Annotated in this window: 17 protein-coding genes and 1 riboswitch; of the genes, 9 read left to right on the plus strand and 8 right to left on the minus strand. The window is 71.1% G+C overall.

What is annotated here, in order from left to right:
• Positions 1–761: 761 nt before the first annotated feature.
• On the plus strand, positions 762–1,547 hold the full coding sequence (nagB, locus tag OG276_RS11735; protein WP_266904643.1) for a glucosamine-6-phosphate deaminase: 786 nt from the start codon (positions 762–764) through the stop codon (positions 1,545–1,547).
• A 161-nt stretch (positions 1,548–1,708) separates the two neighbouring features.
• On the opposite strand, the gene OG276_RS11740 is transcribed toward nagB, so the two are convergent.
• The 4 genes from OG276_RS11740 to OG276_RS11755 form a co-directional block, all read right to left on the minus strand.
• Positions 1,709–3,199 carry a glycoside hydrolase family 3 protein gene (locus tag OG276_RS11740; protein WP_266904645.1) on the minus strand — a complete coding sequence of 497 codons (1,491 nt, stop codon included), beginning with the start codon at positions 3,197–3,199 and terminating at the stop codon, positions 1,709–1,711.
• 6 nt (positions 3,200–3,205) lie between these two features.
• The gene (locus OG276_RS11745; RefSeq protein ID WP_266912720.1) at positions 3,206–4,042 is read right to left on the minus strand and encodes a carbohydrate ABC transporter permease; all 837 of its coding nucleotides are present in this window, start codon (positions 4,040–4,042) and stop codon (positions 3,206–3,208) included.
• 65 nt (positions 4,043–4,107) lie between these two features.
• Positions 4,108–5,130, minus strand: a complete 1,023-nt coding sequence (locus tag OG276_RS11750) for a carbohydrate ABC transporter permease (RefSeq protein ID WP_266904647.1) — start codon at positions 5,128–5,130, stop codon at positions 4,108–4,110.
• 181 nt (positions 5,131–5,311) lie between these two features.
• Positions 5,312–6,589, minus strand: coding sequence for an extracellular solute-binding protein (locus OG276_RS11755; protein ID WP_266904649.1), 1,278 nt, complete (start codon positions 6,587–6,589; stop codon positions 5,312–5,314).
• 296 nt (positions 6,590–6,885) lie between these two features.
• On the opposite strand from OG276_RS11755, the gene OG276_RS11760 reads away from it, so the two are divergent.
• The 8 genes from OG276_RS11760 to OG276_RS11795 all read left to right on the plus strand — a co-directional run bounded on the left by OG276_RS11760 (position 6,886) and on the right by OG276_RS11795 (position 16,072).
• Complete coding sequence (locus tag OG276_RS11760; protein ID WP_243336098.1) at positions 6,886–7,650, plus strand: GntR family transcriptional regulator; 765 nt, start codon at positions 6,886–6,888, stop codon at positions 7,648–7,650.
• Positions 7,651–7,868: 218 nt separating this feature from the next.
• Positions 7,869–10,031, plus strand: a complete 2,163-nt coding sequence (locus tag OG276_RS11765; protein ID WP_266904651.1) for a carbon starvation CstA family protein — start codon at positions 7,869–7,871, stop codon at positions 10,029–10,031.
• Positions 10,028–10,225 (plus strand): YbdD/YjiX family protein, encoded by a 198-nt coding sequence (locus OG276_RS11770; protein WP_266904653.1) that lies wholly within the window; start codon positions 10,028–10,030, stop codon positions 10,223–10,225. The genes OG276_RS11765 and OG276_RS11770 overlap by 4 nt, the downstream gene beginning before the upstream one ends.
• Positions 10,226–10,311: 86 nt before the next feature.
• Entirely contained in the window at positions 10,312–10,809 is a 498-nt protein-coding gene (locus OG276_RS11775; RefSeq protein WP_266904655.1) for a GNAT family N-acetyltransferase, read from the plus strand.
• A gap of 91 nt (positions 10,810–10,900) precedes the next feature.
• Positions 10,901–10,983, plus strand: a riboswitch (cobalamin riboswitch).
• 181 nt (positions 10,984–11,164) lie between these two features.
• Positions 11,165–13,549 carry a ribonucleoside-diphosphate reductase subunit alpha gene (locus tag OG276_RS11780; protein ID WP_266904657.1) on the plus strand — a complete coding sequence of 795 codons (2,385 nt, stop codon included), beginning with the start codon at positions 11,165–11,167 and terminating at the stop codon, positions 13,547–13,549.
• Positions 13,549–14,562 (plus strand): ribonucleotide-diphosphate reductase subunit beta, encoded by a 1,014-nt coding sequence (locus OG276_RS11785; RefSeq protein WP_266904659.1) that lies wholly within the window; start codon positions 13,549–13,551, stop codon positions 14,560–14,562. The genes OG276_RS11780 and OG276_RS11785 overlap by 1 nt, the downstream gene beginning before the upstream one ends.
• A gap of 120 nt (positions 14,563–14,682) precedes the next feature.
• Positions 14,683–14,853, plus strand: coding sequence for a hypothetical protein (locus OG276_RS11790; RefSeq protein WP_266913446.1), 171 nt, complete (start codon positions 14,683–14,685; stop codon positions 14,851–14,853).
• Positions 14,854–15,088: 235 nt separating this feature from the next.
• Entirely contained in the window at positions 15,089–16,072 is a 984-nt protein-coding gene (locus OG276_RS11795) for a helix-turn-helix domain-containing protein (RefSeq protein WP_266904661.1), read from the plus strand.
• Between the two features lie 213 nt (positions 16,073–16,285).
• Here OG276_RS11795 and def read toward each other — a convergent pair whose 3' ends face one another.
• The 4 genes from def to OG276_RS11815 all read right to left on the minus strand — a co-directional run bounded on the left by def (position 16,286) and on the right by OG276_RS11815 (position 21,032).
• Complete coding sequence (def, locus tag OG276_RS11800; protein ID WP_266904664.1) at positions 16,286–16,936, minus strand: peptide deformylase; 651 nt, start codon at positions 16,934–16,936, stop codon at positions 16,286–16,288.
• Between the two features lie 65 nt (positions 16,937–17,001).
• A complete protein-coding gene (locus OG276_RS11805) occupies positions 17,002–18,009 on the minus strand; it encodes a hypothetical protein (RefSeq protein WP_266904666.1) in 1,008 nt (335 codons plus the stop codon).
• A gap of 117 nt (positions 18,010–18,126) precedes the next feature.
• The gene (locus OG276_RS11810; RefSeq protein WP_266904668.1) at positions 18,127–19,386 is read right to left on the minus strand and encodes an HD-GYP domain-containing protein; all 1,260 of its coding nucleotides are present in this window, start codon (positions 19,384–19,386) and stop codon (positions 18,127–18,129) included.
• Positions 19,383–21,032: an HD-GYP domain-containing protein gene (locus OG276_RS11815; RefSeq protein WP_266904670.1), complete on the minus strand. Its 1,650-nt coding sequence runs from the start codon at positions 21,030–21,032 to the stop codon at positions 19,383–19,385. The genes OG276_RS11810 and OG276_RS11815 overlap by 4 nt, the downstream gene beginning before the upstream one ends.

The raw sequence follows: 21,032 nt of genomic DNA on the forward strand, positions 1-21,032 counted from the left end.
GCGAGCGTACCCCGGGTACGGGCCATGACTTTCCTCAGCGCAATCCTTCGGAGTATCCAGGAGACCCCCCTTCCGCGTAGGCTTGGAGGAAGTGACGGGAACACGGGTCTCGTCATTGGATGGACAGAACAGATTGGTCTAGTCCACAATTGCATCAAAGCTTCCGCCCTCCCCGCACAGGAGGACGGATCGAGGTAAGCCGCGCGCTCTGCCCTGACCGCGCGTCACCTCCCACCGGCCGTCGGGCACCGCACACCCGTCGACCGTAAGTACTCCGGGCTACGGTGCCGGGCGGGCTGAGGGTCCCGTTCGGCACCGTGGCCCAGAGGAACGTGCGCATCCAGCGGGCCGTGCGCCCTCGGAGGGCGGCCCCACTGCGGCCAGGCCCCCGTCGCCGGCTCCGCCACCGCTTCCAGTTCCTCCCCCGCCCCGCGCCGTCGCGCGCCCGCCGGGACGTCCCCCCGCAGCCCCGCTCCGGCGCCCACGCGCGCCCGTACCGCCCCACGCGTCCGCATCCCGCGAAAGGGGGTGGGCCTCGGCATCAAGGGGGCACAGGGGGCCCTCTGGGCGGCGTACGCGGGCCACCCACCGGACACCGGGGGGATCGGCGTACCGGAGCACGCGGGCGGGGCCGCCTTCACGGGAGGCCGGAGCGGCGGATCCGGACCACCATGGAGTGTGCGAAGACCCCGGCAACGGGGCCCCGCCTCTGCTAGATTGGTCTATACCACATCGTCACACTCCAGATCGGCAGGCCCCGCGTGGAAGTTGTCATCGTCCCGGACGCCAAGGCAGGCGGCGAGCTCATCGCGGAGGCCATGGCCGCCCTGGTCCGCCGCAAGCCCGACGCCCTGCTCGGCGTGGCGACCGGCTCTACCCCGCTGCCCATCTACGAGGCGCTCGCCGCCAAGGTCAAGGCCGGACAGGTCGACGCCTCCAAGGCCCGGGTCTGCCAGCTCGACGAGTACGTCGGCCTGCCGGCCGGGCACCCGGAGTCCTACCGCGCGGTCGTCCTGCGCGAGGTCGTGGAGCCGCTGGGCCTGTCCGAGGCCTCCTTCATGGGCCCCGACGGCTCGGCCGAGGACATCGTCGGCGCCTGCGACGCCTACGACCGCGCCCTCGCCGCGGCCGGCGGCGTGGACCTCCAGCTCCTGGGCATCGGCACGGACGGGCACATCGGCTTCAACGAGCCCTGCTCCTCCCTCGCCTCCCGCACCCGCATCAAGACGCTGACGGAGCAGACCCGCGTGGACAACGCGCGCTTCTTCGACAACGACATCGAGCAGGTGCCCCACCACGTCATCACCCAGGGCATCGGCACCATCCTCGATGCCCGCCACCTGGTCCTGCTGGCCACCGGCGAGGGCAAGGCCGAGGCCGTCGCGCAGACCGTCGAGGGCCCGCTGTCCGCCCTCGTACCGGCCTCCGCGCTCCAGCTGCACCGCCACGCCACGGTGATCGTGGACGAGGCCGCCGCGTCGAAGCTGAAGCTGGCGGACTACTTCCGCCACACCTACGCCAACAAGCCGGCCTGGCAGGGTCTGTAGACACGTAGAGCGGTGATACGGCGAAGGCCGGGCCTCCTCTGGGAGGCCCGGCCTTCGCCGTATGGCCGTGTCGCCGTTTCGCCCGCCGGAAGCGGCGGAGCCGGGCACCCCCGTGACGGGTGCCCGGCTCCGGTCCGTGCGGCCGGCGGTCGCCTCTCGCGCTAGACCCCCGCGATGATCTCGGCGGCAGCCCTTCCGCACACCCGGGCGGCCCCGTGCGTCGCGATGTGCAGCGCACCCCGCGGCTCGGCCCGCGGCAGGCCCATCTCGACCACGATCGTCTTCGGCCGCGCCGCGACGAGCGCGTCCAGCGCCTCGGTCATCCAGGGGTGCCGGTGCGCGTCGCGGACCACCGCGACGACGGTGCGGTTCCCCGCGGCGGCCAGGACGTCGGCGGCGGTCGAACCCTGCGGGAACACGCCCGACTCGGTGCCCGGGATCAGCGCGGACACTTCCCCGGCCACCCCCCACGGGGTCTCGTCGCCGACCGCGATGTTCGCGACGGGGGTGAGCGTGGCGATGTACGGGGCGTTCACCGGGGCGGCCGCCTTGGGCGAGCCCGTCACGACCACCGCGCGGCGGGCCGCCGCCAGTCCGATGCCGGGCGCGCTGCTCCCCTCCGGCCGCGCGCCCTGACGGACCTGACGGGTCCACTCGGCCAGCGAACGGACGCGGGCGGCGGCCTCGGCGAGCCGCTCCTCGGGGAGCGCACCCTCGCGGACGGCCGCGACCAGCGCGTCGCGCAGCCTCAGCACGGTGCCCTCGTCGGCGAGCCCGCCGCCGACGCAGATGGCGTCGGCGCCGGCCGCGATGGCCAGCACCGAGCCGCGCTCGATGCCGTACGTCCCGGCGATGGCGTTCATCTCCATGCCGTCGGTGACGATCAGGCCCTCGTAGCCGAGCTCCTTGCGCAGCAGACCGGTCAGGATCTGCGGGCTGAGGGTGGCCGGGCGGGTCGGGTCCAGGGCGGGCACCAGGATGTGGGCGCTCATGACGGCCTTGGTGCCGGCCTCGATGGCGGCCCGGAACGGTACGAGTTCCCGCGCGGCCAGGGTTTCGAGGTCCACGTCGATGCGCGGCAGCGCGTGGTGCGAGTCGACGTTGGTGTCGCCGTGGCCCGGGAAGTGCTTGGTGCAGGCGGCGACGCCGGCGGCCTGGAGGCCCTCGACGTACGCGGCGGTGTGCCGGGCGGCGAGGTGGGTGTCGGCGCCGAAGGACCGTACGCCGATGACCGGGTTGTCCGGGTTGGAGTTCACGTCCGCGGACGGGGCCCAGTTGAGGTTGACCCCGCACTCGGCGAGCCGGCGGCCCAGCTCGCGGGCCACGTCGCGGGTCAGGTCCACGTCGTCCACGGCGCCGAGGGCCAGGTTGCCGGGGAAGGAGGAGCCGCCCCGGACCTCCAGACGGGTGACGTCGCCGCCCTCCTCGTCGATGGCGACGAGCACGTCGTCGCGCTCCCTGCGCAGCTGCGCGGTCAGCGCGGCGAGCTGCTCGGGCGAGGTGATGTTGCGGCCGAAGAGGCCGACGGCGGTGAGGCCTTCGGCGACCTGGCGGAGCAGCCAGGCGGGGGCGGTGGTGCCCTCGAAGCCGGGCTGGAGGACCGCCAGGGCGTCCCGGGTCAGGGTGTCTGTGCGGTGCGCAAGGACAGTCATGGGCCGTTATCCCTTCACGGCGCCGGCGGTCATGCCGCCGACGGCCTTGCGCTGGAGGAAGACGAAGATGAGCAGCACCGGGACCGCGAAGAGCGAGGAAGCGGCCATGGTGGCGCCCCAGTCGTTGCCGAAGGCCGTCTGGAACTGGGTCAGCCACAGCGGCAGGGTCTGCGCGGTCTTCTCCTTGTGCAGGATCAGGACCATCGCGAACTCGTTCCAGGCCGTGATGAAGCCGAAGAGCGAGGTGGACATCAGGCCGGGGGCCAGCAGCGGGAAGATCACCTTGCGGAAGGCCTGGCCGCGGGTGCAGCCGTCGATCTGGGCGGCTTCCTCCAGGGTCACCGGGACCGCGGCGATGAAGCCGCGCAGGGTCCAGATGGTGAAGGGCAGGACCATCACGAAGTAGATCGCGGTCAGCACGCCGAGGTTGTTCAGCATCTCGGCGTCGCGGACGATCATGTACATCGCGATGACCATGACCTCCCAGGGCGCCATCTGAGCCAGCATCACGGCGAGTACGAGGCCCTTGCGGCCCTTGAACTTCATCCGGGCGATGGCGAAGCTCGCGGCGAGGGCGACGAGCAGGGCCAGCGCGACGGCTCCGACGGTGACGATCAGGCTGTTCGTGACGTAGGTCCAGAACAGGTCGACGCCGGTGGCCTTGGTGAAGTTGTCCAGCGTCGGGGTGAAGACGAAGACGGGGTCCTTGGAGAGGATCTCGCTGGACGGCTTGAGCGCCGAGGAGAACATCCAGTAGACGGGGAAGATGAAGAGGAGGGCCAGGAGCAGGGCGCCGATGTTCTTGGCGACGGCACCGGGGCGGATCGGCCGGCGGTTGCGCACCTGTGCGGGCTTCACGGACGGCGCGGGGTTCGCGGACGGCGCGGGCTTCGGGGCGGTGGTGGTGGTCACTGCTCCTCCTCCTGCTTCAGGATCAGACGGAAGTAGAAGGACATGACGATCACGAGCATCAGGATCGTCAGGACGGAGATCGCCGCGGCCAGACCGTAGTGGAACTGGCTCTGGCCCTCGACGTAGGCGAAGACGGGCAGGATCTCGGAGCCCCGGTCGGGACCGCCGGCCTTCATCGCGTACACCTGGGTGAAGGCCTTGAAGACCCAGATCACCTCGAGGAACGTGGTGACGAGGAAGAACGACTTGAGGTTCGGGAAGACGACCTTCCAGAAGGTCTGCCAGCCGTTGGCGCCGTCCATCCGGGCCGCCTCGTACAGCTCGCCGCTGACGGTGGTCAGTCCGGCGTACATGTTGAGGGCGACGAAGGGGATCGAGCCCCAGACCACCAGGACCGTCACGATCACGAGGGTGGCGAAGCCGGTCTCGAACCAGTTGTGCTGGTCGTAGCCGGAGAAGCCGAGCGTGCGCATCAGCCAGTTCATGACGCCGAACTGCTCGTCGAACAGCCACTGGAAGACGGTCACGGAGGCGACGATCGGCATGGCCCAGGCCATCACCAGCGCCATCGACAGGACCAGGCGCATCCACTTGCCGAGCTTGTTCAGCAGGATGCCGATGAGGCTGCCGAGGATCATGATCAGCGCGACGTTGGCCGCGGTGAAGGCGAAGCTTCGGGCGACGACGGTCCAGAACTGCGAGTCGCCCAGCAGCTGGGTGTAGTTGTCCAGACCGGTGAACGGCGACTTCCGCTGGATGAACTCGATCTTGTCGACCTTCTGGAACGACAGGATGATGTTCTTGATCAGCGGATACAGCAGCAGGCCCGCCATGCTGAGCACGGCCGGCCCGACGAGGAGGTAGGGCCACCACCCTGCCGGGAGCGACTTTCTGCCCCCGCGAGGAGACGTGGACGCTGCCCCGGCTCCGGCGGGCGGCGGCGTCTTGGCCACCCCGACGGACTTCTGTGGTGCGTCCTGTGGAGCGGAGGTCGCCGCTCCCTGGGAGTGCACGGTCATGTCTGGCTTCCTCGCGGTTGACTGTGGCGACCCGCACCCGCTTCCCCGCTCGGAGCAGGCGGCGCTTACTTCTGTCAATGCGCGACCGGGGGCGCGGCGGGCGCTCAGGGCGCCCGCCGCACCCCCCGGTGCGATCACTACTGGTACTGCGGTACCGCGGTACCGCAAGTGGTGCCGGGTGTTACTTGTTGATGCGGTTCGCGATCTCGGCGTCCGCGTCCGCGCCGGCCTTCGCCGGGTCGGTGCCGTTCAGGACCTTGGTCATGAAGTCCTTGATCGGGTTCGGCTCGGTCTCGACGTTCGCCCAGCCCGCGGTCACCGGGGTGATCTTGCCGTTGGCGCCGGCCTTGGCCATGGCCTCGGCGAAGGAGCCCGCCGGCGGGGCGAAGTTCGCGCCCACCTGGTTCGGGAGCAGCGCGCCCTTGGTCTCGGCGGCGTACTTGGTCATCTGGTCCTTGCCTGCGGCGAGGGCCAGCCACTCCTTGGCGAGGTCCTTGTTCTTGGAGCGCTCGGCGATCGCCAGGTTCGAGCCACCGAGGAAGACGGTGCCCGGCTTGTCGGCGGTCTTGCCCGGGATCGGGAAGTAACCGAAGTCGGCTTCCTTGCCCGCGTCCTTCAGCGCCTTCTCCGCGCCGCCGGCCTCCCAGCCGAGACCGATCCAGGACGAGACGCCGCCCTTGGGAACGATGTCGACGGACTGCTGCGGGGTCGCCTCGTCCTTGTCCTTCGGGGCGGTGGAGAAGGACTGGAGCTTCTTGTAGAAGTCCATCGCGGAAGCGGCCTGGGGGGTGGCGAGGCCACCCTTCCACTTGGCGCCGTCCTTGGTGGCGAGGTCGCCGCCCTCGTCCCAGACGAAGCCCGCGAGGACGTACCAGCTCTGGCCGGGCAGGTAGATCGGCTGCGACTTCGGGTCGGCCGCCTTCAGCTTCTCCAGACCGGCGACCCACTCGTCGCGGGTGGTCGGCGGGGTGACGCCGGCCTTCGCGTAGGCCTTCTTGTCGTAGATGACGACGCGGTTGGCCGCGTACCACGGAGCCGAGTAGAGCTTGCCGTCGATCTCGGCCGAGGCCAGCATGCCCTTCGCCCAGGCGTCCGCTCCGAGCTTCGCCTTGTCCTTGGTCAGCTCGGCGAGGCCGCCCGTGACCGCGTAACCGGCGGTCTGGGTGTTGCCGAGCTCCAGGACGTCCGGCGGGGTGTCCTCGGAGAGGGCCGTCGTGACCTTCTCCTGGATGCCCTTCCACTGCTGCGTCTCGACCTTGACCGTGACACCGGGGTGCTTGGCCGAGAACTCGGCGTTGACCGCATCGATCCAGGCCTTCGGCGCGGAGCCGTCCATCACCCAGACGGTGATCTCCTTGGGGCCGTCGGCCTTGGCCTTACCGTCGCCGCCGTTGCCGCACGCCGCGACTCCGGCCATCATGCCAACGACACTGACCGCCACGATGAGCTTGCGCTTCACGCCACCCTCCTCAGGGATGCTGCCTGCAACTTCCCTTGCCCGCCGCGGTGACTCAAAAAGCACCAAGTACTGCCCGTGGGGCCGGGATCTGATCCATATTGGTGTAGACCAGTAGCTGGAGCTTGGCCTAGACCTTTAGGGGTGTCAAGGGTCTAATGAGCGGGTGCTCGGTCCGTTATCGGACCGACACCTGGGGGAGGGAGGAGGCCTGCCCTCCCTCCCGTGTCACGATGTGACCGCACATATCGGAGGAGCCGGTGACGGCAACGAAACTGGAGTCGGGAAGGCGGGCGGCGATGGCCACCGAAGGGGCGATCACGGAGCCGGACAGCGGGGCGGCCACCCGCACGGCACGCGTGCCCAAGTACTACCGGCTCAAGCGCCACTTGCTCGATATGACCGAAACCCTTCCACCGGGCACACCGGTGCCGCCCGAGCGCACGCTGGCGGCCGAGTTCGACACCTCCCGCACCACGGTGCGACAGGCTCTCCAGGAGCTCGTCGTCGAGGGACGGCTGGAGCGGATCCAGGGCAAGGGCACCTTCGTCGCCAAGCCGAAGGTCTCCCAGCCGCTCCAACTCTCCTCGTACACCGAGGACATGAGGGCCCAGGGCCTGGAACCCACCTCCCAGCTCCTGGACATCGGCTACGTGACGGCCGACGACACCCTCGCCGGCCTCCTCAAGATCGCCACCGGCGGCCGGGTCCTGCGCATCGAACGCCTCCGCCTGGCCAGCGGAGAGCCGATGGCCATCGAGACCACGCACCTGTCCGCCAAGCGCTTCCCCGCGCTGCGCCGTTCGCTGGTCAAGTACACCTCCCTCTACACCGCCCTCGCCGAGGTGTACGACGTGCGCCTCGCCGAAGCGGAGGAGACCATCGAGACCTCGCTGGCCACCCCGCGCGAGGCCGGACTGCTCGGCACCGACGTCGGACTGCCGATGCTGCTGCTTTCCCGCCATTCGCTGGACACCGACGGGGAGCCCGTCGAGTGGGTGCGTTCCGTATACCGCGGCGATCGTTACAAGTTCGTCGCCCGACTCCAGCGCCCCGCCGTCTGAATCTTGTAGTTGACTCTCGTTCCGCTATACGGACGGGGGGTTACGTCCAGCGGGCGGTCCCCCGTAGATTCCCTGCGCCATTACGCAGATGATCAACGAGGGGACGACGGATCATGACGGAACCAGGACCGGAAGCAACACCGGCCGAAGCAACACGGGCCGTACGGGACGCGGCGAGTCCGGGCATCACGCCGGGCTCGCCTTCTCCATCAGGGGGCATGTCCCCCAAAGCCGTGGCCGCGTGGGTGCTCGTCGGCCTCGTGGGGGCCATCGGCTGGGGCGTGCTGGCGCTCTCGCGCGGCGAGGAGATCTCGGCCGCCTGGCTGCTCGCCGCCGCACTGGGTTCGTACGCGATCGGCTACCGCTTCTACGCGCGCTTCATCGCGAACCGCGTCCTGAAGGTGGACAAGACCCGCGCCACCCCGGCCGAACGCCTTGACAACGGTGTCGACTTCCACCCGACCGACCGACGCGTGCTTTTCGGCCATCACTTCGCCGCCATCGCCGGCGCCGGACCGCTCGTGGGTCCCGTACTCGCCTCGCAGATGGGCTACCTGCCCGGCACCATCTGGATCGTCGTCGGCGTGATCTTCGCGGGCGCCGTCCAGGACATGGTCACGCTCTTCTTCTCCACCCGGCGCAACGGCCGTTCGCTCGGCCAGATGGCCCGGGACGAGATCGGCCCGGTCGGCGGCGCCGCCGCGCTGGTCGGCGTCTTCGCCATCATGATCATCCTGCTGGCCGTACTGGCCCTGGTCATCGTCAACGCGCTGGCGCACTCCCCGTGGGGCGTCTTCTCCATCGGCATGACCATCCCGATCGCCCTCTTCATGGGCTTCTACCTGCGCGTCCTGCGCCCGGGCAAGGTCACCGAGGTCTCCGTCGTCGGTGTCGCGCTGCTGCTGCTCGCCATCGTCGCGGGCGGCTGGGTCGCCGAGTCCTCGCTGGCGGACACCTTCACCCTGGAGAAGGAGACGCTGGTCATCTGGATGGTCGCCTACGGCTTCGTGGCGTCCGTCCTGCCGGTGTGGATGCTGCTCGCCCCGCGCGACTACCTCTCCACCTTCATGAAGGTGGGCACCATCGGGCTGCTCGCCGTGGGCGTGGTCATCGCCATGCCGACGCTGAAGATGCCCGCGGTCACCGACTTCGCCTCGCGCGGCGACGGCCCCGTCTTCGCCGGGTCGATGTTCCCGTTCGTCTTCATCACCATCGCCTGCGGAGCCCTGTCCGGCTTCCACTCCCTGGTCTCCTCGGGCACCACCCCGAAGATGATCCAGAAGGAGACCCAGGTCAGGGTCATCGGCTACGGCGCGATGCTGACCGAGTCCTTCGTCGCCATCATGGCGATCATCGCGGCCTGCATCATCGACCCGGGCCTGTACTTCGCCATCAACTCCCCCGGCGGCGTCGTCGGCGCCACCGTCGAGACGGCCTCGCAGGCCGTGACGAACTTCGGCTTCGCCATCTCCCCCGAGGCCCTCACCCAGGCCGCGAAGGACGTGGAGGAAACCAGCCTGCTGTCCCGTACGGGCGGCGCGCCGACCTTCGCCCTCGGCATGTCGGAGATCTTCTCCGCCGTGATCGGCGGCACCGCGATGAAGGCCTTCTGGTACCACTTCGCGATCATGTTCGAGGCCCTGTTCATCCTGACCACGGTCGACGCGGGCACCCGCGTGGGCCGGTTCATGCTCCAGGACACCCTCGGCAACGTGCACAAGTCCTTCAAGGACGTCAGCTGGAAGCCGGGCGTCTGGTTCGCCAGCGCGATCGTCGTCGGCGGCTGGGGCTACTTCCTGTGGGTCGGCGTCAAGGACCCGCTGGGCGGCATCAACCAGCTCTTCCCGCTGTTCGGCATCGCGAACCAGCTCCTCGCGGCGGTCGCCCTGGCCGTCTGCACCACCCTGCTGATCAAGTCGGGCCGGCTCAAGTGGGCCTGGGTGACGGGCGTTCCGCTGGCCTGGGACCTGGCCGTCACGCTCACCGCCAGCTACCAGAAGATCTTCTCCGACAACCCGAAGATCGGCTTCTTCGCGCAGCGGGACGTCTACCAGGACGGCATCGACGCGGGCAAGGTCCTCAAGCCCGCCAAGAACATGGACGAGATGCACACCGTGGTCACCAACGCCACGGTGGACGGCGTCCTGTCGGTGTTCTTCGCCCTGCTGATCATCATCGTGCTCGTGGACGCGGCCCGGACCTGCTTCAAGGCCATCCGCAAGCCCGAGTCCGTCACCCTGGTCGAGGTCCCGTGGACCGAGTCCAAGCTCGTCGCCCCGGCCGGGCTCATCCCGACCGCCGAGGAGCGCGCGGAGCTCGCCGCTGCCGGCCTCGACTCGGGCGGCGGCCGGGTGGAGGAGTCCGTGCGGGAACCCGCGTGACGCGCCTGCGCCACGTGCTGGGCCGGGCCCGGTACTTCGTACGGGAGTTCTCGGGCGAGGCGGCCTACGACCGCTACGTCGCCCATGCCCGTACGCACGACCCCGACGCCGAGGTCCAGTCGCGCCGGGACTTCGAGCGGGCCCGTACGGACGCCCGCGAGGGCGATCCGCGCGAAGGGTTCCGCTGCTGCTGAACCGGTCGGCTCCGAGGGCCGCCGCTTTCCGTCCACCCGACGGAACGCGGCGGCCCCTCGTCTTGCCCTGGCGCACACTCGGAGCCATGGACATCATCATCAGGACGGCGGCGCCCGCCGAATACGAAGAGCTCGGCGAGATCACCGCCCGGGCCTACCTCGACGACGGACTGCTGCACTTCTCCGAGGACGACCCCTACCTGAGCCGGCTGCGCGATGTCGCCGGCCGGGCCCCCGACGGCGAGGTGCTCGTCGCGGAGTACGAGGGCACGCTGCTCGGCGGTGTGACCTTCGCCCCTCCCGGCAGCCCGCTGTGCGATATCGCCGGCCCCGGCGAGGCGGAGTTCCGGATGCTGGCCGTCTCCCCGGCGGCGCGCGGACGCGGCGCGGGCGAGGCCCTCGTACGGGCCTGCGTGAGCCGCGCCCGGGAGCTGGAGGGCGTGGGCCACCTGGTGCTGTCGACCACGGAGAAGATGCTCGGGGCGCACCGGATCTACGACCGGCTGGGCTTCGTACGGACGCCGGAGCGGGACTGGTACCCGGTTCCGGGCCTCCCCCTGCTCACCTACCGACTGGAGCTCTAGGGCCTACCCCCGACGAGGGAGCGACACAACATGTGGGGGCTACCGCAAGCACCGGCCCCCACATGTATGCTCATGCTCGCTGTCGTCGCAGGGGAATCCGGTGAGAATCCGGAACTGTCCCGCAACGGTATGAAATGCACCGATCCGCTCGGCGCATCCGCAAGTCCGAGGACCTGTCGACAGTGCGCCCGGCTCGACCGAACCGGGTGCAGACACGTCCGGGCCTCGCGGTTGGGCCGGTGGACGCCACGTGGCACACGCGCACGGCCCTGCCAGGCACGCGCTCCCCCACGTGCGCCCCCTCGCGCCCCGCACCAACGGTGTTCCCGGAGCCGAGCGAGGGAGAGCTCCCCCCGTGACCATCGCGCCTTCCGCACCGCGCGCCGAGTCCGACCCGTCCGCCTATGAGGGTCCGGGGGCCGCGCTCCTGCGCACGCTCACCGAGCTGACCGCAGACCTGCCCGACACCGACCCCGGCCGGGTCGCCGCCACCGCGCTGCGCGGCCGCAGCGCCGCCGCCGACGAGGCGGAGCTGCGTACGCTCGCCACCGAGGCCGCCGCCGGGCTGATCTCCGAGGACCCGGCCTACTCCCGCCTCGCCGCCCGCCTGTTGACGCTGGCCGTGCGCGACGAGGCCGCCGGCCAGGGCTCCACCTCCTTCTCCGGCTCCGTCGAGGTCGGCCACCGCGAGGGGCTGATCGCCGACCGCACCGCGGACTTCGTACGCCTGCACGCGAAGCGGCTCGACGCCCTGGTCGGGCACGCGCTCGCCGAGGGCGCCGACGACCGCTTCGGCTTCTTCGGCCTGCGCACCCTGCACAGCCGCTACCTGCTGCGCCACCCGATCACCCGCCAGGTCATCGAGACCCCGCAGTACTTCATGCTGCGCGTGGCCTGCGGCCTCGCGGAGGACGAGTCGGTCCAGGCCGTCGAGGAAGTGGCCTCGCTCTACCGGCTGATGAGCCGCCTCGACTACCTGCCCTCCTCCCCCACCCTCTTCAACTCCGGCACCCGGCACCCGCAGATGTCCTCCTGCTACCTGCTGGACTCCCCGCTGGACGAGCTCGACTCGATCTACGACCGCTACCACCAGGTCGCGCGCCTGTCCAAGCACGCCGGCGGCATCGGCCTCTCGTACTCCCGCATCCGCGCCCGCGGTTCGCTGATCCGCGGTACCAACGGCCACTCCAACGGCATCGTGCCGTTCCTGAAGACCCTCGACGCCTCCGTCGCCGCCGTGAACCAGGGCGGCCGCCGCAAGGGCGCCGCCGCCGTCTACCTGGAGACCTGGCACGCGGACATCGAGGAGTTCCTGGAGCTCCGCGACAACACCGGCGAGGACCAGCGCCGTACGCACAACCTGAACCTGGCCCACTGGGTGCCGGACGAGTTCATGCGCCGCGTGAACGCCGACGCCGACTGGTCGCTGTTCTCCCCGGCCGACGTCCCCGAGCTGGTCGACCTGTGGGGCGACGAGTTCGACGCCGCCTACCGCAAGGCCGAGGCCTCGGGCCTGGCCCGCAAGACCATGCCCGCCCGCGACCTGTACGGCCGGATGATGCGCACCCTCGCGCAGACCGGCCAGGGCTGGATGACCTTCAAGGACGCCTCCAACCGCACGGCGAACCAGACCGCCGAGCCGGGCACCGTCGTCCACTCCTCGAACCTCTGCACCGAGATCATCGAGGTCACCAACGACGGCGAGACGGCCGTCTGCAACCTCGGCTCGGTCAACCTGGGCGCCTTCGTCGTGGACGGGGAGATCGACTGGGAGCGCCTGGACGAGACCGTCCGCACCGCGGTCACCTTCCTCGACCGCGTCGTGGACATCAACTTCTACCCGACCGAGCAGGCGGGCCGCTCCAACGCCCGCTGGCGTCCGGTGGGCCTGGGCGCGATGGGCCTCCAGGACGTCTTCTTCCAGCTGAAGCTGCCCTTCGACTCCCCCGAGGCGAAGGCCCTGTCCACCAAGCTCTCCGAGCGCATCATGCTCGCGGCGTACGAGGCCTCGTGCGACCTGGCCGAGCGCAGCGGCCCGCTCCCCGCCTGGGAGCAGACCCGCACCGCCCGCGGCGTCCTGCACCCCGACCACTACGCGGTCGAGCTGAACTGGCCGGAGCGCTGGGACGCGCTGCGCGCCCGGGTCGCGAAGACCGGCATGCGCAACTCGCTGCTCCTCGCGATCGCCCCGACGGCGACCATCGCCTCCATCGCGGGCGTCTACGAGTGCATCGAGCCGCAGGTCTCCAACCTCTTCAAGCGCGAGACCCTGAGCGGGGAGTTCCTCCAGGTCAACGGCTACCTGGTGCAGGAGCTCAAGCGGCTCGGCGTCTGGGACGCCCAGACCCGCGAGGCGCTGCGCGAGTCCTCCGGCTCGGTCCAGGGCTTCGGCTGGATCCCGGCGGAGGTGCGCGACCTGTACCGCACGGCGTGGGAGATCCCGCAGCGCGCACTGATCGACATGGCGGCGGCCCGTACGCCCTTCCTCGACCAGTCGCAGTCGCTGAACCTGTTCCTGGAGACGCCCACCATCGGCAAGCTCAGCTCGATGTACGCGTACGCCTGGAAGCAGGGCCTGAAGACCACGTACTACCTGCGCTCCCGCCCCGCGACGAAGATCGCCCGCGCCGCCTCCGGCAGCACGGTCCCGGCGGCCGCCACCCCGCTCCCGCAGGCCGTCGACGCCGACGCGCTGGCCTGCTCCCTTGAAAACCCCGAGTCCTGCGAGGCCTGCCAGTAATGAGCTCCACCAACAAGAACCTGCTCGACCCGGGCTTCGAACTGACCCTCCGCCCCATGCGCTACCCGGACTTCTACGAGCGCTACCGGGACGCGATCAAGAACACCTGGACCGTCGAGGAGGTCGACCTCCACTCGGACGTCGCGGACCTCGCGAAGCTGACCCCGTCCGAGCAGCACATGATCGGCCGGCTGGTCGCGTTCTTCGCGACGGGCGACTCGATCGTCTCGAACAACCTGGTCCTCACCCTCTACAAGCACATCAACTCCCCGGAGGCGCGCCTGTACCTGTCGCGCCAGCTCTTCGAGGAGGCCGTGCACGTCCAGTTCTATCTGACGCTGCTCGACACCTACCTGCCCGACCCGGACGACCGCGCGGCCGCCTTCGACGCGGTCGAGGAGATCCCCTCGATCCGCGAGAAGGCGCAGTTCTGCTTCCGCTGGATGGACTCGGTCGAGAAGATCGACCGCCTGGAGACGGCCGCCGACCGCCGCCGCTTCCTGCTGAACCTGATCTGCTTCGCCGCGTGCATCGAGGGCCTGTTCTTCTACGGCGCCTTCGCGTACGTGTACTGGTTCCGCTCGCGCGGCCTGCTGCACGGCCTGGCGACAGGGACGAACTGGGTCTTCCGGGACGAAACCATGCACATGAACTTCGCGTTCGAGGTCGTGGACACCGTCCGCAAGGAGGAGCCGGAGCTCTTCGACGACGCTCTCCAGCAGCAGGTCGTCGACATGCTGAAGGAGGCCGTGGAGGCGGAGCTGCAGTTCGGCCGCGACCTGTGCGGCGACGGCCTGCCGGGCATGAACACCGAGTCGATGCGCGAGTACCTGGAGTGCGTCGCGGACCAGCGCCTGGTGCGCCTGGGCTTCCCGCCCATCTACGGCTCGCAGAACCCGTTCTCCTTCATGGAGCTCCAGGGCGTCCAGGAGCTGACGAACTTCTTCGAGCGCCGCCCGTCGGCCTACCAGGTCGCGGTCGAGGGCACGGTCGACCTGGACGAGGACTTCTAGGGCTTCGTACTGCCTTGCCAGCGTCCCCGCCCATGGGGAGATCAACCTGGGTGACCAGGATTCGGGCGGGGGCGCTCTGCTGTTCGCGGCGGCGGTCCGTTCCTCGCCTACGCGCTGCTCGTGCCGGTGACACTGGCCGTCACCTCCGCGCTGCTGTCCTGGGTCCTGTGCCTGCTCGCGGCAGCCGTACTGGCCGCGTCCGTACGGCTGCTGATCCGCCGGAAGGAGGACCGGGCCCATCAGCACCCCGGCTGGAGCGTGACGGCGACACGGGATCCGGAACTCGGCTGACCGCAGCCCGGCCGGCCCTGCGCCCGGCGGCCGCTCGGATCTGGCGGTCGATGCGGCGCTCGCGCAGGGCTCCGTAGAGGGCCGGGGCCAGGAGGAGGGCGGCGAGGGCGAGGACGGCGAGGTAGTCGAGGAATGTGTTCATGACTCCACTCTCGCCAGGACGGCCGAAACCCGACAGTGGCAGGACTGTCATGGAAGAGCGAATTACTGCCACACTTGCTGGCACACTGGACGCATGCTGAAGCCTTCCTCCCTCAACAACGTGGCCGTGGCCGTGGTGAACGGGGTCACCCCCTTCGAGATGGGCATCTTCTGCGAGGTCTTCGGGATCGACCGCAGCGCCATGGGCCTGCCGACCTACGATTTCGCCGTCTGCGCGATGGAGGGCAATCCCGTCACCGTGGGCGACGGCCACTACAGCCTCACCCTCCCGTACGGACCCGACCGGCTGGAGGAGGCGGACCTGATCTGCCTCCCCGCCGACCGCCAGGCCCCCACCCGCGCGTACCCGGAGCCGCTGCTGGAGTCCCTGCGGCGGGCCGTGGACCGCGGGGCGCGCGTACTGAGCGTGTGCAGCGGGGCCTTCATGCTAGGCGCGGCCGGGCTGCTGGACGACCGGCGCTGCACCACGCACTGGATGCACGCCCCGGCCCTGGCGCGCCGCTTCCCGCGGGCCAGGGTCGACCCGGACGTGCTCTACGTGGACGAGGGCCCGGTGATCACCTCGGCCGGCACCGCCTCCGGGATCGACGCCTGCCTGCACCTCGTGCGGCAGGAGCAGGGCGCCGAGGTGGCCAACACCATCGCCCGGCGGATGGTCGTACCGCCGCACCGGGACGGCGGGCAGGCCCAGTACATCCAGCGCCCGCTGCCGCGCACCTCCTGCGACACGGTGGGCGAGGTGATCGGCTGGATGGGCCGCCACCTGGAGGAGGAGATCACGGTCGAGCAGCTGGCGGAGCGGGCCCACATGTCCGCGCGGACCTTCGCCCGCCGCTTCCTGCAGGAGACCGGCACCACCCCGTACCAGTGGGTACTGCGCCAGCGGGTCCTGCTGGCGCAGGAGCTGCTGGAGTCCACCGACGAGACGGTGGACGCCATCGCGGGCCGCTGCGGCTTCGGCACCGCCGCGGCCCTGCGCCACCACTTCCTGCGGACGCTGAACACCACCCCGAACGCCTTCCGGCGCACCTTCCGGGGCCCGGCAGCGGCGGCCTGACGGGCTACCGGCCGCCCACCCGGTGGAGAACTCCCCGACCTTGATCATTCTCGATAAGGTCTGGAGGTTCTGACTACACAGGGGGCTCTCATGACGCGCCGCGGCGACATCGGCTGGGACTAGGCCGTCTCCTTCGGACCTTGCCCGCCACTCACACGAAAGGCGCCCCGCTCCTGACCGGAGCGGGGCGCCTTTCGCCTGCGCGAGCGGGGGCTACGCGTTCGGAACGGTCTCGTACCGGGCGGTGCCCTCTTCCATCTGGCGCAGCGCGTCCTTGCGGTCCCGCTTCGAGAGCCGGTCGATGTACAGGTAGCCGTACAGGTGGTCGGTCTCGTGCTGCAGGCAGCGCGCGAAGTAGCCGGTGCCCCGCACCTTGATCGGGTTGCCCTGCGCGTCCTGGCCGGTCACCTCGGCGTAGTCCGGGCGGGCCAGCGAGGCGTAGGCGGTCGGGACCGACAGGCAGCCCTCGTTCGAGTCGTCCAGGATCCGGGCGCCGGCCGGCAGCTCGACGAGCTTCGGGTTGATCACCACGCCCGTGTGACGGTTGCCGTCGTCGTCCGGGCAGTCGTAGACGAAGACCTTGGCGTCGACGCCGATCTGGTTCGCGGCGAGGCCCACGCCCTCGGCGGCCTTCTGGCTGGCGAACATGTCGTCGATCAGCTGCGCCAGCTCGTCGCCGAACTCGGTGACGTCCTTGCACTCCCGGTGCAGGACCGGGTTGCCGACCACCGTGATGGGGCGGGCCGTGCCGCGCTCGCGGTGGGCGAGCTCGCGCGCCTCACAGTCCTCGGTGTCCACGACGTACCCGTCGTTCACCTCGCCGGCCACACCGACCTCGACAACGTCGTTCTCCTGCTGCGCCATGTCCGCCGTACGCCTTCCGTAAGTCCACCAGTCACCGATGTGCCGGTACAGACTACGGCCCCGGCTCAGCAGACCTCTTCGAGATCCCGCCACTCCCGGGTGTCCGGACTGTCCGCGACCCAGCCGTCGAGCAGCCCGCGCACCAGGCCGGCCGGCGCCGCGATCCCGCACTCCCGCTCGGGCACCCACAGGGATCCGGACCCGGTCGTACGGTGCCCCAGCGGGCCGGGGTGGCCCGGTTCGCTGTGGTCGTGCGGGTCCAGCTGGTCGCCGTCCCCCTCGCCGCTCGGCATCGCGCTCTCCGAGCAGGTCCGGCACAGCAGCCGCACCGAAGAGGACCAGTCCTCGGCGGCGAAGCCGGCGTCGGAGGCCAGCTGCTCCAGGGCGTTGCGGTCGGCCTCGGTGGCCGCTTCCAGGAGCACCACCCAGGTCGGCACCGGGGAGGGCGCCCACAGCTCGATCTCGTCGAACACCGGGTACGAGGGCCCGGCCGCGGTGACGCGCTCGCCGTGCGGGACCCCGTCGTGCAGGACCACCTCGCCCCAGCGGCGCCCCGAGGAGGGCAGCGGGATCGACAGGACCTCCATGCGGGCCGGGTCCAGCCGGCGGCCCCAGACCACCTCGGCCTCGCCCTCGGGCGACAGCCGTACGGCCGCGCTGCCGAGCTCCATGCCGACCGGTTCGCCGTTGGCGTGCGGGCCGCCGCCCGCGCCGTGGGGGTCTCCGGGCACCTTCAGCCCGTACGCCTGCCACGCGCGGCGGGCCAGCGGCCAGTCCTGCAGCGCCGTCGCGGCGATGCCCACGTTCCACCAGTCCGGGGCGCCGGTCTCCCGGTCGAGCAGGGCCACGGCACGCAGCCCGGCGGCCCGCGCCTGCTCCCAGTCGTGGCGGAACTTGTGGAGCAGCGCCAGGTTGAACCAGGACTCGGACAGCCAGGGTTCCAGGTCCGCCGCTCTGGTCAGCAGCGCGCCCGCGTCCTCGTACCGACCGTCGCCGATCAGGGTGAACGCGCGGTCGGTGGCCTGCCGCCACGAAGCGGAGGGCCGATGCCGTACCTTCCCGAAGATCCTCACGATTCCCGCCTGCCGGACACTCTTGCTCGGGACACTCCTGCTGCGAACGCTCCTGCTGGAAACACTCTCACTGGCATCCAACCATGCCCACTCGGACGGCCGCTCATTACCCATGGGTTACCCAGGTGGGACGGGTCCGACTCTGGCACGTCCGCCCCGGGCGAGCACCCTGGCGAGACATTCGACGACTTCCGGCTGATAGTCGTGCCCGGTCCCCAGGCGCAGCCGCTCCAGGGCCTCCAATGAGCCGCCCGGGTGACGGGCGCCTCCGGCGAGGTCGTCGTACGCGTTGACCGCGCGCACGATCCGGGCGGCGATCGGCTGGTCGCGGTACGGGTCCGCCTGCAGCTCCACCACCACCGCGACCTCGGCGGGGACCCCGGTCTGGCGGGCCACCTCCCCGCCGAGTCCGGCGATCCGGCGGGCCTCGGCCTCGGGCAGCTCGGCGGTGGCCCCGGCCGGGACCGGGTCGACGAGGGAGAGCTGTCCGATGTCGTGCATGAGGGCGGCGTACTCCAGCACCCTGAGCTCCCGCTCCGAGAGGCCCAGCTCCCGCCCCACGGCGCAGCTGAGGGCGGCGACCCGGCGGGAGTGGCCGGGCCGGGTGTAGCCGGCGATCTCGGTGGCGCGGGCGAGGGAGGTGATGGTCTGGCGGTAGGTGGTGCGGATGGCGGTGATCCGGTGGAAGGACATCTGGGTCAGGAGCAGCGGCACGCTGAAGGCGGGCACCGCCCACAGGCCGGCGACGGCGACGCCGAGGGCCATGACCACGCCCGTGGCGCAGATCGCGGAGCCGATGCCCAGCTGGGCGCGGAGCTCGTCGCGCAGCAGCGGGGCGAAGGGCCAGCCGGTGCGGGCCCCGGAGAGGGCGGCGCCGAGGACGGCGTCGCACAGGGCCGTGAGCCCGAGGACGAGGACCAGGAAGAGCACGAGGTACGGGCCCTGGCCGACCCATTGCTCCAGTCGACCGGAGTTGTAGAGCGGCTGGAAGCAGACGGCGGCGAAGGTGACGGTGAGGACGCGGCGGGCCAGGTGGTCCAGGGCGGGTCCGCGGCCCCGGGCGATGTGCGGGACGATCCCGAGGAGCGCGGCCGTGACGACCACGGCGACGATCTGCAGGACCCCGTGGTGGGTGGAGGTTCCGGCGTTCTGCCCGAGCAGGGCGTACGCGAGCGCCCCCGCGGAGCCGAGCGGCGCGGGCTGCTGGCGGGCGGCGTCGCCGATGTCCCGGCGGGCGAGCTCGCCGATGGTGATCAGGGCGCCGAAGGCGAGGGCGATGCCCGGCTCGGTCAGGCCGTTCCACACGGTGTGCCCGACCGCGGCCGCGGTCAGCACCGCGGCGGCCCCGCGCACGACGGCGACGGCCCAGCCCCTCACGCCTTGGCTCCCGCCGCGGGGGCGGACGGGGAGCCGGGGGCTCCCGGCGCCTCCTCGACGGCCGCTCCGGGCTCGGGGGCGGGCCCCGGCATGCAGTGGCAGTGGTCCCCGGCCCCGGCGGCCTGCGGCGGGCTCCCGGCCGCGCGGGCCTGCGACGCGGCTCCGGCCGGGGCGGCCTGGGCGGGCAGTCCGGTCAGCGCCGCTCCGGCGGGCACGGCATCCCGTACGGCCCCCTCGGCGTCGGCGGCGGGGATCCCGGCTCCGGCCGCGGGAGCCTCGGCGCCGCCGGCCGCGATCACCTGGAGGTCGTCGTCCGAGGTCACCTTCGGATGCCAGCCCTGCCGGCCGATCGAGTCGACCAGCGCCTGCACCATCTCCGGGTCGAACTGGGCCCCCGCGCACCGTTCCAGCTCGGCCAGGGCCACCGGCACCGGCCGGGCCCTGCTGTACGACCGGGTCGAGGTCATCGCGTCGAAGGCGTCGGCGACGGCCACGACCCGGGCCAGCACCGGGATCTGTTCCCCGGTCAGCCCGTAGGGGTAGCCGGAGCCGTCCACCCGCTCGTGGTGGTGCAGGATCGCCGCCCGGGCCTCTCCCAGGAAGCCGATGCCGCGCACCATCTCGTGTCCGTATTCGGGGTGGAGTTCGATGATCCTGCGCTCTTCGGGGGTCAGCGGTCCGTCCTTGCGCAGCAGGCGGGTCGGGACGCCGAGCTTGCCCACGTCGTGCAGGATCCCGGCGATGCGGACGACTTCGAGGCGTTCCTCGCCCATGCCGAGCTCGCGGGCGATCATCGCCGAGGCCTGCCCGACCCGCTCGCTGTGGCCGCGGGTGTAGCGGTCCTTGATGTCGACGGCCTGGACCAGCGCCCGGATGGTGGCCTGGTGGGCGGCGCGCTCGCGGTGGTACTGGGCGAAGACCCAGCAGGAGATGTACATCGGCAGCATGACGAGCAGCGCGGCCGGGAGTCCGTACGGGCTGCGCCACATGACGGCCATCATCAGTCCGGCGAGGCCGTGCACGCAGTGCGGGGCGAGGGACCGGGTCGCGAGGCCCCGCCAGGCGGTGGCTGCGGGGCGGCGTTCGGCGGCGGCCAGGATGCCGCCGTCCAGGGCGGTCAGCACCAGGCAGAAGGCGACGGCCGCGGCGGCGGCGGGGAACATCACGTACGGGAAGTCGGCGACCCAGGCGGCCGGGCCGGCGGATCCGTCCGGGCCCGATGGCCCGGTCCCGCCGAAGGAGCCGCCGCCCAGTGCCCCGGGCCCGCCCAGCAGCCGGTAGAGCTGCCCGGCGGTCCAGGCGGCTATGGACTGCTGCGCCCCGTGCCAGACGCGCCGCACCCAGGCGGGCCGCGCCGTCACGGTCCCGGCGAGTCCGCCGGGCAGTGCGACGAGGGCGGCGGCGGCCGGCGGCAGGAGGAACACGGCGGCCAGCACCACCGGGAAGAAGGAGCCGAGGCCCTCGGGCACCCGGTGGCCCATGAGCGGGCAGACCTTGACGAGTTCGCAGCCGAGGTAGAGCACGGAGAGCAGGCCGACGCAGGGCCACGGGGTGGCGGCGCCGGTGACGGCGGGAGCGACGCACGCGCAGGCGGCGATGACGGCGCACAGGACGTAGGCGCGCGCCAACGGCGGAAGTACCCGCAT

Origin of the sequence: Streptomyces sp. NBC_00086 (assembly GCF_026343255.1) — a bacterium.
GTDB lineage: Bacteria > Actinomycetota > Actinomycetes > Streptomycetales > Streptomycetaceae > Streptomyces.